This window comes from Spinactinospora alkalitolerans, assembly GCF_013408795.1.
Lineage (GTDB): Bacteria > Actinomycetota > Actinomycetes > Streptosporangiales > Streptosporangiaceae > Spinactinospora > Spinactinospora alkalitolerans.
Map to the genome: position 1 here is coordinate 3970084 of NZ_JACCCC010000001.1, position 12776 is coordinate 3982859.

Sequence of the window (12776 nt, forward strand, 5' to 3'; positions counted from 1 at the left end):
CCTCTCGCACGCCCTCCCTCCTGGGGCTGGCCTTCACAACCCCCCGGAGTCGAGGCGGAGGGGGCCCACCCGCACGCCGTCCCTCCTGCGGCGGGCCTTACCAACCCCCTGGGGTCAAGGTGAAAGGGACCCACCCGCGCGCCCACTCCGCCCCGAGGCCGAGGTTGGAACCCACGTCGACCTTGTCGGGGTTATTGCAACGTTTTCAGGTCCCACAAGGTCAAGACCGGCACTCCCCTGGTCGGGGATCCGCGCGGCCGTGCCCCGGCCGCCGCGGCCCAGGGCGCCGCGCACGGCCGCGGCGATCGCCGCCGGGTCGTCGTCGGAGAGGACGGCGGCGATGTGGGCGTCGGGGCGCAGCAGCCAGACCTCCCCCGGTCGCGCGTCCAGCGCGGCGGCGAGGGCTCCGGTGCGGTCGATTCCGGTCAGGGACAGCGCGGTGACCGGTGCCGCGGTCGCCTCGGCCGCCGCGGCGCGGACTCCGTCGACGCCGCCGGGACCGGTCGCGAGCAGGGTGATCCCCTCGCGCGCCAGCGGGCGCAGCCGGGTGACGTCCGGCCGACCGGCGACGCTGATCGGGACGTCGGGGACCAGCACGCCGGGGCAGGGCACCGGTGCCTCGCCGCGCGGGGGACGGCCTTGGAACGGGCGGTGCGGGCAGCGGGTGGTGAGCGGTGAGTCGGCGTACCAGAACGGCTCGGAGAGCCGTCCGGAGTCGACCTGCTCCTTGGCCGCGGCGTCGGTGGCCGCGCGCTCCAGGACGGTCCTGCGGTGCTCCCATTCGCCGTCGTCCTGCGGGACGAGGAAGCGCATGGTGGCGCCGGTGACCTCGGCGTTCTCCCGTGCGGCGGCCAGCCGCTCGGTCGAGTAGCTCTCCAGCAGCTCCTCGCCCGCCCACCCGTTGGCGACGAAGGCCAGCTTCCACGCCGCGTTCTCGGCGTCGTGCACGCCGGAGTTGAGGCCGCGGGCCCCGAAGGGGGCGACGAGGTGCGCGCAGTCGCCGGCCAGCAGCACCCGGCCGACCCGCATCCGGTCGGCCACGCGGGTGTGGAAGCGGTACACCGAGCGCCACACGACCTCGTAGGGGCGCTCCCCGATGATCTGGCGGACGCGCCGGTCCAGTCCCCCGGCGGACTCCTCCCGCGCCAGGTCGAAGTCCGGCGGCACCTGCCAGTCGATCCGGTAGACCGAGTCCGGGCAGGGGTGGATCAGGACCTGGCGCCCCGGGTTCCACTCGGGGTCGAAGTAGAACCGGCGCTCCCGCTCCCAGCCGGGCAGGTCGGCCCGGATGTCGCAGATGAGGAACCGATCGGCGAAGCTGCGTCCGTCGAAGCCGATCCCCAGCGCCTCGCGCACGACCCTGCCGCGGGCGCCGAGGCAGGACACCGCGTAGGACCCGCGCAGCCGCACCGGACCGCCGGGGGTGCGGCAGTGCACCGCGACCCCGGTGGCGTCCTGCTCGATCCCGGTGATCTCGTGGTCCCAGCGGACGTCGATCCCGTCGGCGGCGCCGATGCACGCGTCCAGGATCTGCTCGGTGCGGGTCTGGGAGATGTTCACGAACGGCGGCAGCGGCGAGGCGCCGCGGTCGTGCAGCCGGACCGCGAACAGCTCGCGGTCGCGGTAGAAGGTCCGGGCGGTGTCCCAGGTCAGCCCCTCGTCGGCGACGGCCTCGGCCCCCAGCGACGCCCAGATGTCCAGCACGTCGCGCTGCTGGCAGATCGCCTTGGAGCCGACGGCGTCGCGCGCCGGCCGCCCGTCGAGCACGACCACCGGCACGCCCCAGCGCGCCAGCAGCAGGGCCGCGGTCTGCCCGACCGGGCCGGCCCCCAGGACCAGGACCGGCTCGCGCGTCCGCGGGGGGTGTGCGTTGGGCATGCCGCCTCCCTTTCGCCCTGCTCGCTCAGGCCTGCAGCCGGTCCCAGACCTCGCGGTCGCGCTCGGCGGTCCAGATGATCGGACGCTCGACGCCCGAGAGCTCGTCCCAGAGGCGGGAGACGTCGAAGGGCAGGCAGTGCTCGAAGATCGGCCAGTGGCCGTAGCGGTCGACCAGCGCGGCGCGGGTGGCCTCGAACGCCTCCTTCAGCGTGCCGCCGCGCTGCCGCACGGCGCCCACCTCGCGGATCATGACCTGGAGGAAGTGGCGGGTCTGCTCGATGGCGGCGTCGACCTCCTCCTTGCCCCGGCTCACCGCGCCCCGGCCGCCGACCAGGACCTCCGCGCCCAGGGCCGCGACGCCGTCGAGGGTGGCCCCGGCCCAGTCGCGGTGGAAGGCGTCGCCGGTGTAGAGGGCGGCCTCGGCCTCCACCAGGTCTCCGGCGAACAGGATCTTCTGCCGGGGCAGCCAGGCGACGATGTCGCCCTCGGTGTGGCCCCGGCCCAGGTACTGCAGCACGAGCTCGCCGCGGTCGCCCCCGAGGTCGATCGTCGTGCGGTCGGCGAAGGTCTGGGTCGGCCAGGTCAGGCCGGGCACCGACGCGGCGTCCTTGGCCAGGCGCGGCATGCGGCCGAACTCGCTCTCCCAGTCCTGCAGGCCGCGCTCGGCGACCAGTTCGCGGGTCTTCTCGTGGGCGATGACGATCTCGGCGTCGAAGGCGCTGGCCCCCAGCACTCGAACGGCGTGGTAGTGCGAGAGCACCAGGTAGCGGATCGGCTTGTCGGTGTGCTCGCGCAGCCTGGCCAGCCATTCTCGGGCGGCCGCCGGGGTGGCCAGCGCCTCGAAGCACACGAGGAAGTCCTCGCCCTCGACGGCCCCGATGTTGGGGTCGCCCTCCGCCGTCAGCGCGTAGACCCCGTCGGCCAGGACCTCCAGCGTCTGTTCCTTCTCGCCGAGGTCGGCCGATGATGCGAACGGCTTCGCCGTCATGACGTGCACCTCCATCAGGTACCGGGACGGACCCGGCGAGTTAGTAAAACCTTTGATCAGTTGGACGATAACGTGTCCCGGACCACCCGGCCAAGAGGGCCGGGCCACTCCGGGGCGTGCCGTGGGTCACACGCCGTCCGGCCCCGCCCCGCCCTGACGCGTCACGTCCGGCGCTTGGCCTCCGCGGCCGCCGACCCCTCCATGAGCTTGCCGAGCAGATCGACCAGGGTCCTGCGCTCCGCGGCCGAGAGCGCGGACGCCCAGGCGCTCTCCCGCGCGTTGTGGGCGCCGAAGCCGCGCGCGATGGCGTCGCGCCCGTCGGGGGTGAGGCTGACGTTGACCGCGCGGCGATCGTGCTCGGCCCGGCGCCGGGAGACCAGCCCGTCCTTCTCCAGCGTGTTGAGGAGCGCCGAGACCGCGGCCCGGCTCATGCCGGACAGTTCGGCCGCGACCTTGGCCTCCATCGGCCCGGCGAGCCACAGCACGAACAGGACCCGGAATCCGGGCCAGGTCCAGCCGCTGGGGCGGTGGACCGACGACTCCAGGTCGTAGACGAGCATGCTCGTCGCCCGGTGCAGCGTCAGGACGAGGCGCATCGCCTCGGCGTCGACCGAGGGCATCTCGCGGACGGCCTTGTCGACTGCGTAATCGACGAACGACCAGAACGTCAGTTCATCGGGTACCGCGGAATCATGGGTCACGCGCAGCAAGACTAGCCAGGACCAGCCAGGTCACGCGGCCCGGGGACGGCGGCTCCGGCATCGGGCGGCACGGCGCAGGGGGCGGTCCGGGCAGGGCGCCGTCCGGGTCCGGCCGGCGAACCGCGCTCGCCCCGCTCCTCGGATTCCCTTTCGAGCGCGCATCCGAAAGTTTCGGAATTCATATGCGTACGCATGGACGGAGAGACAATCCGGACAGCGCCACTACGCGAGTTCACGGATAACGGTCCGGATTTACATTAGTTTTTGGACATGCTTATTCGGGCTTTTCCGCTCCGATAGTTTCGAATTTCCATTCCGAGTCGAATGAAACACCTGGTGCGGGACCCGGCCCGCGAAAGCCTCCGATCGGCCCGTGATTTCCGCTTCCCGCGCCGACACGTTCGGTGTTACGTTCATCACGCTCATGAGCGGGAGCGCTCCCACTTTCACGATCAGGCAGGCACACATCGCATCCGGAGGTGCAGGCAATGAGAGAGGAAAGACGCAGGGGGCGCAGTACCGGGCGCCGTCCTGACGGGCGTCCGGCCCGGTTCCGGTGGTGGATCGGAGCGGCCCTGACGGCGGTGTGCACGGCCGCGGGCATCGCGATCCCCTCCCCCGCTCAGGCCGACGGCGAGCTCCGCGACCTGGCCGATGCGCGGGGCTTCGAGATCGGAGCGGCGCTCGGCGTCGACCACCTGGCCAACGACAGCCGGTTCGCCGACCTCGCGGCCGCCGAGTTCAACGCCGCGACGGCCGAGAACTCCATGAAGTGGGACGCCGTCCAGCCCTCGCGCGGCCAGTTCGACTGGAGCGGCGCCGACGACTTCATGGCGTTCGCCCGGGCCAACGACCAGGCGGTGCGCGGGCACACGCTGGTCTGGCACAGCCAGCTCCCGTCATGGGTCTCCAACGGAGGCTTCGGCGCCGGCGAGCTGCGCGGCGTCATGGAGGACCACATCGACGCGGTGGCCGGGCGCTACGCCGGCCAGGTCGCCTACTGGGACGTGGTCAACGAGATGTTCAACGAGGACGGCTCCTGGCGGCAGTCGGTCTTCTACGACACCCTCGGCGAGAGCTACGTCGCCGACGCCCTGCGCATGGCCGCGGAGGCCGACCCCAACGCCGAGCTCTACCTGAACGACTACAACATCGATGGCATCAACGCCAAGAGCGACGCCTACTACGACCTGGCCCGCTCCCTGCTGAACCAGGGCGTCCCGCTCGACGGCATCGGCATGCAGGCCCACCTCATCAACGGCCAGATCCCCAGTGACATGCAGCGCAACATCCAGCGCTTCGCCGACCTGGGCCTGGACGTGGCGATCACCGAGCTCGACATCCGCATCCAGATGCCGGCGAGCCAGAGCGAACTGGAGCAGCAGGCGCAGGGCTACCGCACGGTCATGGACGCCTGCATGGCGGTCGACCGCTGCATCGGCGTCACCGTCTGGGGGATCGTCGACCAGTACTCCTGGGTGCCGGACGTGTTCGACGGATATGGCGCGCCACTCCTGTTCAACGACTCCTACCAGCCCAAACCGGCCTACTACGCCGTCCAGGAGGCGCTGGGCGGCGACGGTGATGACGGTGGCGGCGGCGACGACGGCGACGACGGACCCGGCGGTCCCTGCGAGGTCGACTACTCGGTCCAGAACGAGTGGAACAGCGGGTTCACCGGCCAGGTCTCCTTCACGCACAACGGCTCCTCGGCGCTCGACGGCTGGGAGCTGCAGTGGACCTTCCCCTCCGGCCAGCAGGTGACCAGCGGCTGGTCGGGCGAATGGTCGCAGTCCGGTTCCACGGTGACCGTCTCCAACGCGAGCTGGAACGCGGCGGTCCAGTCGGGCGGCTCGGTCAGCGTCGGCTTCAACGCCTCCCACAACGGCGGCAACACCGCGCCGACCGCGTTCACCCTCAACGGGCAGTCCTGCGCCGTCTCGTGATCGCCGTTCCCTGACCCTTCCCCCTGCTCACCGCCGCCGGACCGGCCGATCGGCATTCCCGGTCCGACCGGTCCGGCGTCGGCCTTCGACGTCGCAGTCGAGCCCCGGCCGTTCGCGGCCGGGGCTCAGTGCCGCGCAACGGCGACGGGGCTGCGCTCCCGGCTCTGACGTGCGGGCCGGTTCCGCGGAGCGCGGTCGGCCCGGTCGCCGGAGCCTGCGATGCCGACTCCGTTGCCGTTGTTGTCGTCGAGTTCTCGCCGATTCCGGTTTACGGCGCCTCTGCTCGGAAAGCCGCTCATCATGCCGCCGGACCCGGCCGGGCGGCGCGTACCGAGACACAGGCGTTACCGGGAATCCCGCAACGGCAACCGAGGAGACGGCGGTGGAGGCGTTCGGACCGGCGCTCGTCCTGCTCGCGGTCGCCGTGCTCGCGGTCGCCGGCGCGTACGGCGCCTCGGCCGCCGTCCGCCTGTCCTACGCGCCGGTCACGTGCGAGGCGTTCCTGTCGGGAACGCCGGTCACCGAGCACGCGGTGTCGCGCTACCACGTGCGGTGGTACGCGGTGACCATGCTGTTCCTCGCCTTCGACATGGAGATGGTCTTCATGTACCCGTGGGTGCTCGTCGTCGGCGAAATGGGGGCGAAGGCCGTCGTCGAGATGTTCCTGTTCCTCGCCGTACTGGTCGCCGCGGTGGTCTACGCCTGGCGCGAGGGGGCGTTTCGGTGGACCTGACGGGATGGCTGCTCCGCCGGGCGAGGCCCCGCCCGTTCGTCGTCACCGCCGTCGGCGGCACCCGGACCCGGCTGGCCGCGGAACGCGAGCTGCGCAGGCGCGCGTGGAGGCAGGCGCTCAGCCCGGCCGAGGCCGACGTGCTCCTGGTGTGCGGGCCGCGCGACCCGGAGCTGACCGAGGCCGTCGACCGCCTGTGGGACCAGATGCCGGGGCCGCGCGCCCGGGTCCGGGCGGTCGCGCGGGAGGACGTCGCCCGGGCACTCGACCAGGCGCGCGGCGCGCTCCTCGACGCCGCCGCCCAGCGCCGCGACGCGGCGGCCAGGCTCCGCCCCGCGCACACGCGCGAACCGGCGGCATCGGCGGGCTCCGGTGACCACGGTGAGCACGGCGGCCACGGCGACTCCCCCGATGGGGCACCCGATTCCCCCGATGAGGCGCCCGATGCCGACGGGCACTCCGGCCACGAAAACGACGCCGAGCAGAGCGACCCCCGTGCCGACCACGACCGGAACGGCGGAGACACCGGACACGGCGGTCAGCACGAGGAGCACACCGGGCACGGCGGACACGGCGGGCACGGCGGCGGCATGGAGATGCCCGGCGGCCTGCCCATGGCCGACCGCGGTGCGGACCGCGACGGCCTCGCACTCGACCGGCTTCATCTCGCCCTCGGCCCGGCCCTGCCGGACTGGCCGGCCGGGCTGCGCGTGTCACTGACCGTCCAGGGCGACGTGGTCCAGGACGCCGAAGCCGCCGTCGTCGGCGCCGTCCCCGCGGACGCGCCGCGGTTCTGGAGCGAGCCGGTGCCGGACGAGGAGGACCGGCCGGACCGGCTCCGCACCGATGCGGCCGCCGCCCTGGACAGCCTGCAGCGGCTGCTGGCGGTCGCCGGCTGGCCGGACGCCTCCACCACGGCCCGCCGGCTGCGTGACGACCTGCTGGATGCGCGTCCGCAGGACACCTGGCGCGGGGCGTGCGCGCGCTGGGCGCGGACGGTGCGCCGATCTCGGACGCTGCGCTGGTCCACCGACGGACTCGGCCCGATCGCGCAGGCGGGACCGGCTGCGGTGCGGGGCGATGCGACGGCCCGGTGGAACCGGTGGCTCGACGCGGTCGACGCGGCCTCTGCGTCCCGCGCGGCGGATCCGCGCTTCCCCGCTCCGAGCGATCCGGGCGAGGGGCGGGGGGCTCAGGCGCGCGCCGTCCTGGACCTGCTGCCGTCGCTGCTGGTCGGACGGGAACTGGCTGCGGTGCGCCTCATCGTGGCGTCGCTGGACCCCGACCTGGAGGCCCTCGACGCGCACCGGGCGGAGGCCGGTCATGGGTGAGTCCGCGCAGTCCATGCCGCTGTGGGGGGTCGTGCTGCTCCCCGTCGCGCTGCTGCTCCTGGGCTACTGGGCGGCCGCGTGGTCGGCGGTCCTGACCGCTCGGGCCGCGGGCACACCCGCTCTGGGCGCACTGGCCGCGCCGGCCCGCGAGTCGGCGCGGCTCCTGGTGCAGCAGCGCCGGACCGTTCCCGGCGCCGACCCCCTGCTGTGGCGCGTCGGCGGCGCCGTCGTGCCGGTCGCCGCGGTGCTGGCCGTCCTGGTGGTTCCGGTCGCGGGCCGCGCGGCCGGCGACCTGTCGGTCGGCGTCGTCTGGTTCAACGCCATGGAGGTCCTGATCTGGGCCGCGGTGTGGACGGTCGGATGGGGCGCCAACTCGGTGTGGGGGCTGGTGGGCGCCTACCGGTTCCTCGCCCAGGGGCTGGCCTACGAACTCCCGCACATGTTCGCGCTGATCACCGCCGCGCTGGGGGCCGGATCGCTGCGGGTGAGCGACATCGCCGCCGCGCAGGGCGGGCTGTGGTTCGCCGTGCTGATGCCCGTGGCCTTCGGCGTGTACCTGGTGTCGTCGCTGGCCATGGCCTACTGGGGGCCGTTCGACCAGGCCGTGGGGCGCGACCTGTCCGGCGGGGCCGCGGCGGAGCTTTCGGGCGTGGATCGCCTGGTGTTCTGCGTCGGCCGATATCTGATGCTCGCCGCGGCCGCGGCCATGGCCGTCCCGCTGTTCCTCGGCGGCGGCGCGGGCCCGCTGCTGCCCGAATGGGCGTGGTCGGTGGTCAAGACGGCCGCGGTGCTGGCGCTGCTGGTGTGGCTGGGCCACCGGCTGCCGACCGTGCGCATGGACCGCTTCACCGAGGTCGGGTGGGTGGTCCTGGTGCCGTTGACGCTGCTGCAGGCGCTCGTGGTCGCGATTTTCGTACTGGTCGGTTGGTAGAGGAGGCCGGAGATGGTGCAGACGGTCGTGTTCGCGATCTGCGCGGTGGCGTCGGTGGCCGCCGGCGTCGCGGTGTTCCGGGTCGACTCCATGGCGAGGGCGACGCTCGCGCTGCTCGCCTCCTTCGTGTTCGCGGCGGTCACCCTCCTGCTGCTGGAGCTGTCCTACCTGGGGATCCTGGTCGTCCTCATGATGGTCATGGAAATGATGATCATGGTCGTCTTCATGGTCATGTACATGATGAACCCGGCCGGGCTGATGCCGATGACCATGGTGCACAACAACCGGGGCGCCCTGGCGATCTCGATCGGCGTCTTCGTCGCCCTGGCGGCGGGCATCCTGCTCCTCCCGTGGCCGACGCCGGGCCCGCCGGCGCCCGGCGACCCGACGAGAGATCTGGCCGAGGCGATCATGGGCTCGAAGATGCTCGTCATGATGGTCATCGGCATGGTGCTGTTCGCGACGATGGTGGCCGCGACCGTCCTGGCCACCGACCGCGGCCGCTACGACCGCTACGGCGACGACCTGCGCCGCCGCGAGCCCGACGACCCGATCCGGGGCGGTGTGGGCCGATGAGTCTTGAGCTGTTCCTGCTGCTGGCCGCGGCGCTGCTGGCCGTCGGCCTGTACGGGGCGCTGAGCCAGCAGTCGATCGTGATGATCATGATGGGGCTGGAGCTGATGATCAACGCGGTGATCGTCGCCGCGGCCGCCTTCTGGTTCTACACCTCGGCCGACCGCCCCGACGGCCAGGTCCTGGTCCTGGTCGCGGTGGCCGCCATGGCGGTGGAGATGGCCATGGGCTTCGCCGTGACGACCGCGATCTTCCGGGCCCGCGACGTCGACATGGTCGACTCGGCCGCGGACCTGAAGGACTGAGGGCCCATGGCGCTGCTGCTCTGGCTCCTGGTGGGGCTGCCCGCGGCCACCGGCCTCGCCCTGCTGGCGGCGGGCCGCCGGGCCGACCGGATCGCCGCGCCGCTGGCCGTGGGCGCGGCCGCCGCCGCTGTGGGGCTCGGTGCCGCCGCAGCGGTCATGCGCCCGAGCGTCTCGACTCCGATGCTGCCCGGGGTGCCCGCGGGCCTCGCGGTCGACGGGCTCTCGGCGGTCATGGTCGTGGTGGTTCCTGGGATCCTGCTCGCCGTGGCGCTGTTCGCGGCCGGCGACATCGGCGCCGGCCAGGCGCGGGCGCGCTTCCACGGGCTGCTGCTGGTCTTCGCCGCGGCGATGCTGGTCACGGTCACCGCCACCGACCTGCTCGCGCTGCTCGCCGGCTGGGAGGTGATGGGGGCGACGTCCTATGCCCTCATCGCCTACTGGTGGAGCGATCGGGCGCGGGTGCGGTCGGCGACGCTGGCGTTCGTGACCACGCGCGCCGCCGATCTCGGCCTCTACCTCGCGGCCGGCGCGGCCCTCGCGGGCGGCGCCGCGGCCCTGGACATCGCCGCGCTGCCCGACCTCAGCGGCGCGTGGCGCGGCATCGCCGTCGCCGGTCTGGTCGTCGCGGCACTGGGCAAGTCCGCGCAGCTCCCGTTCAGCTTCTGGCTGTCGCATGCCATGGCGGGGCCGAGCCCGGTCTCGGCGATGCTGCACTCGGCCACGATGGTCGCGGCAGGCGGCTACCTGCTGCTGCGGGTGCGGCCCTCGCTGGAGGCGGTCGCCTGGGCGGGCCCGGCCGTGGCCTGGATCGGAGTACTCACCGCGCTCGTGCTGGGCGTGGTCGCCCTCGCCCAGTCCGACCTCAAGCAACTGCTGGCCGCCTCGACCTGCTCCCAGATCGGCTTCATCGTGCTCGCCGCGGGAGCCGGCGCGATCGCGGGCGGAACGCTGCAGTTCACCGCGCACGCCACCGTCAAGAGCCTGCTGTTCCTCGCCGCCGGGGCGTGGCTGGCGGCGCTGGGCACCGAGCACCTCGCGGATCTGCGGGGAGCGGCCCGCCGGTACCCGCTGGTCGGCGCGGCGTTCTCGGTCGGCGCGCTGACCCTGGGCGGACTGCCGCCGCTGTCGATCTGGGTGGCCAAGGACGAGATTCTGGCCGCCGCCCTGGCCCGGTCGCCCGTGCTCTACGCCGTGGGACTGGCGGCCGCGGCCGTCAGCGCCGCCTACGCGGCGAAGGCGCTGTTCACGGTCTGGGCACGCCCCGCTGCGGGACCGGCCGCCGAAGGGGCCGGGCCGGGCCCCGCCGGGCTGTCGCCGCTGCACCGGCTGCCCCTGCCGGTCCTCGCCGCCGGGGCGGTGGGGCTCGCTGCGCTCGCGCTGCCGCCGGTGGCCTCGTGGTGGCGCCGGGTGCTCGGCGCCTCAGCCGAGCACGGCCCGGCCGCCTGGGAGACGGCGCTGTCGGCCGCGGTGAGCGTCGCGGTGGTCGCGGCCGTCGGGTGGGCGCTTCGGCGCCCCGCCGCCGAGCGCCCGAGCGCGTCCGGCTCCGCGGCCCGGTGGGTGGGCGGCTGGCTGTGGCTGGAGCGGGTCGCGCTCGGCGGCGTCGCCGCTCCCACCATGGCGCTGGCGCGCGGCCTCGCCGCGTTCGACGACCGGGTCGTCGCCGGTGCGGTCCGCTCGGGCGCGGCGGGCGGCGTGCGGCTGGCCCTGTTGACCGATGCGCGCACCGAGGCCGGTGTGGAGGGCGCGGTGCGGGCGGTGGCCGCCGGCGCGCGCGCCCTGGGCGGGTGGGCCCGGCGCCCGCAGACCGGGCTGCTGCACCAGTACTACGCCCAGGCCGTCGTCGCCCTGGCCGTTCTCGCCGCCGTCTTCATCCTGATGAGGTGACCGTGCTCTCCGTCGTGGTGTTCCTGCCCCTGGCCGCGGCGGCGCTGCTGCTGGCGCTGCCCCGCCTGCCCGACCGCGCCGCCGCCTGGACGTGGGTCGCGGTGGCCGCGGTCGACTTCGCCCTCGTGGTCGCGATGTGGATCGGCTACGAGAACGGCACCGGCGTGACCGGCGGGATCGCCTATGAGACGCACCTGCGCTGGATCCCCAGCGTCGGATCGGGCTACCACGTCGGGGTGGACGGGCTGTCGCTGCCGCTGGTGGCGATGACGGCGCTGCTGTTCCTCGCGGGCGCGATCCACTCGCTGCGGGAACGGCGCAGGGTCCGGGCCTACGTCGTGCTGTTCCTGTTCCTGCAGACGGTGTCGCTGGGCCTGTTCACCGCCCTGGACCTGATCCTGTTCTTCGTCTTCTTCGACCTGTCCATCGTCGGCATGTACTTCGTCATCGCCGGCTGGGGGCACGGCGACGCCGTCCGCTCGGCGCTGCAGTTCTTCCTCTACACCTTCGTCGGTTCGCTCGCGCTGCTGCTGGGCTTCATCGGCCTCTACCTCGCCGCCGACCCGCGCACCTTCGACATGGTGGAGCTGGCGCGGCAGACCCCGCTGGACGGGCGCGCGCTCGCGGGCGCGCTGGTGCTGCTGGCGATCAGCGTGGGGCTGGCCGTCAAGACCCCCACGGTGCCCTTCCACACCTGGCTGCCGCCGGCCCACACCGACGCGCCGGCGGTCGGCTCGGCGATCCTGGCCGGGGTGCTGCTGAAGATGGGCACCTACGGGTTCGTCCGCATCGCCATGCCGATCCTGCCCGAGGCCTGGCGCAGCCACGCCATGGTGTTCGTGGTCGTCGGGGTGGTCTCGGTACTCTACGGCGCGCTGGTGGCGCTGGCCCAGACCGACTTCAAGCGGATGGTCGCCTACACCTCGGTCAACCACATGGGCTACATCATCCTGGGCCTCGGCGCCGCCGGGATGGCCGCGGGCGCCGATGTCCAGGCCGGGACGCTGGCCGTGACCGGCGCGGTCACCCAGATGGTCGCCCACGGGCTGCTCACCGGTTCGCTGTTCCTCATCGCCGGGGTGCTGTACGCGCGCGGCGGCACCTACGACATGGCCTCCTACGGCGGCCTGGCAGGCACCATGCCGAAGTTCGCGCTGCTCACCGCCACCGCGGCGTTCGGCTCGCTCGGGCTCCCCGGGCTCGCCGGCTTCATCGCCGAGTTCCAGATCTTCACCGGAAGCCTGGCCTCGGCGCCGGTCCCCACAGCGCTGGCCTTCCTCGGCATCCTCATCACCGCCGCGCTGTACCTGCGCGCGCTGCAACGCGTCCTCCTGGGCCGGCGCACCGGGCCGGCCTCCGACCGGTTCGCGGACCTGTCGGCTCCCGAGGCGTTCTCGATCGCCCCGCTGGTCGTGCTCGCCGTCGTCATCGGCGTCCTGCCGAGGTTCCTGCTGGACGTCATCGAGCCCGCCGCCCGCACCGTGGTCACGCTGGTGGCGCCGTGAACGG

At 73.3% G+C, this 12776-nt stretch carries 11 protein-coding genes; 8 read left to right on the top strand and 3 right to left on the bottom strand.

The features are described 5' to 3' along the window. Window positions 1–114: 114 nt before the first annotated feature. From HDA32_RS17595 to HDA32_RS17605, 3 genes are all read right to left on the bottom strand, one after another. A complete protein-coding gene (locus tag HDA32_RS17595; RefSeq protein ID WP_179644221.1) occupies window positions 115–1878 on the bottom strand; it encodes an FAD-dependent monooxygenase in 1764 nt (587 codons plus the stop codon). Window positions 1879–1903: 25 nt separating this feature from the next. Next, window positions 1904–2866 (bottom strand): MBL fold metallo-hydrolase, encoded by a 963-nt coding sequence (locus HDA32_RS17600; RefSeq protein WP_179644222.1) that lies wholly within the window; start codon window positions 2864–2866, stop codon window positions 1904–1906. Between the two features lie 161 nt (window positions 2867–3027). Next, window positions 3028–3567 carry a MarR family winged helix-turn-helix transcriptional regulator gene (locus tag HDA32_RS17605; RefSeq protein ID WP_179644223.1) on the bottom strand — a complete coding sequence of 180 codons (540 nt, stop codon included), beginning with the start codon at window positions 3565–3567 and terminating at the stop codon, window positions 3028–3030. Window positions 3568–4055: 488 nt separating this feature from the next. On the opposite strand from HDA32_RS17605, the gene HDA32_RS17610 reads away from it, so the two are divergent. From HDA32_RS17610 to HDA32_RS17645, 8 genes are all read left to right on the top strand, one after another. Continuing rightward, window positions 4056–5513, top strand: a complete 1458-nt coding sequence (locus HDA32_RS17610; protein ID WP_179644224.1) for an endo-1,4-beta-xylanase — start codon at window positions 4056–4058, stop codon at window positions 5511–5513. A 382-nt stretch (window positions 5514–5895) separates the two neighbouring features. After that, window positions 5896–6246 carry an NADH-quinone oxidoreductase subunit A gene (locus HDA32_RS17615; RefSeq protein WP_179644225.1) on the top strand — a complete coding sequence of 117 codons (351 nt, stop codon included), beginning with the start codon at window positions 5896–5898 and terminating at the stop codon, window positions 6244–6246. Next, window positions 6237–7574: a hypothetical protein gene (locus tag HDA32_RS17620; protein ID WP_179644226.1), complete on the top strand. Its 1338-nt coding sequence runs from the start codon at window positions 6237–6239 to the stop codon at window positions 7572–7574. The genes HDA32_RS17615 and HDA32_RS17620 overlap by 10 nt, the downstream gene beginning before the upstream one ends. After that, entirely contained in the window at window positions 7567–8505 is a 939-nt protein-coding gene (locus HDA32_RS17625) for a complex I subunit 1 family protein (RefSeq protein ID WP_179644227.1), read from the top strand. Before HDA32_RS17620 ends, HDA32_RS17625 begins: the two co-directional genes overlap by 8 nt. Before the next feature lie 12 nt (window positions 8506–8517). Then, window positions 8518–9081 carry an NADH-quinone oxidoreductase subunit J gene (locus HDA32_RS17630; protein WP_179644228.1) on the top strand — a complete coding sequence of 188 codons (564 nt, stop codon included), beginning with the start codon at window positions 8518–8520 and terminating at the stop codon, window positions 9079–9081. Further along, window positions 9078–9383: an NADH-quinone oxidoreductase subunit NuoK gene (nuoK, locus tag HDA32_RS17635; protein WP_179644229.1), complete on the top strand. Its 306-nt coding sequence runs from the start codon at window positions 9078–9080 to the stop codon at window positions 9381–9383. The genes HDA32_RS17630 and nuoK overlap by 4 nt, the downstream gene beginning before the upstream one ends. 6 nt (window positions 9384–9389) lie before the next feature. Continuing rightward, complete coding sequence (locus tag HDA32_RS30840; RefSeq protein ID WP_179644230.1) at window positions 9390–11267, top strand: proton-conducting transporter transmembrane domain-containing protein; 1878 nt, start codon at window positions 9390–9392, stop codon at window positions 11265–11267. After that, complete coding sequence (locus tag HDA32_RS17645; RefSeq protein ID WP_312863226.1) at window positions 11264–12772, top strand: complex I subunit 4 family protein; 1509 nt, start codon at window positions 11264–11266, stop codon at window positions 12770–12772. Before HDA32_RS30840 ends, HDA32_RS17645 begins: the two co-directional genes overlap by 4 nt. Window positions 12773–12776: the final 4 nt, after the last annotated feature.

Excerpts from the sequence above, each read along its gene's own strand:
- HDA32_RS17610 (WP_179644224.1), top strand. The coding sequence starts at position 4,056 with ATGAGAGAGGAAAGACGCAGGGGGCGCAGTACCGGGCGCCGTCCTGAC.
- HDA32_RS17600 (WP_179644222.1), bottom strand. The coding sequence starts at position 2,866 with ATGACGGCGAAGCCGTTCGCATCATCGGCCGACCTCGGCGAGAAGGAA.
- nuoK (WP_179644229.1), top strand. The coding sequence starts at position 9,078 with ATGAGTCTTGAGCTGTTCCTGCTGCTGGCCGCGGCGCTGCTGGCCGTC.
- HDA32_RS17625 (WP_179644227.1), top strand. The coding sequence starts at position 7,567 with ATGGGTGAGTCCGCGCAGTCCATGCCGCTGTGGGGGGTCGTGCTGCTC.
- HDA32_RS17630 (WP_179644228.1), top strand. The coding sequence starts at position 8,518 with ATGGTGCAGACGGTCGTGTTCGCGATCTGCGCGGTGGCGTCGGTGGCC.
- HDA32_RS30840 (WP_179644230.1), top strand. The coding sequence starts at position 9,390 with ATGGCGCTGCTGCTCTGGCTCCTGGTGGGGCTGCCCGCGGCCACCGGC.
- HDA32_RS17595 (WP_179644221.1), bottom strand. The coding sequence starts at position 1,878 with ATGCCCAACGCACACCCCCCGCGGACGCGCGAGCCGGTCCTGGTCCTG.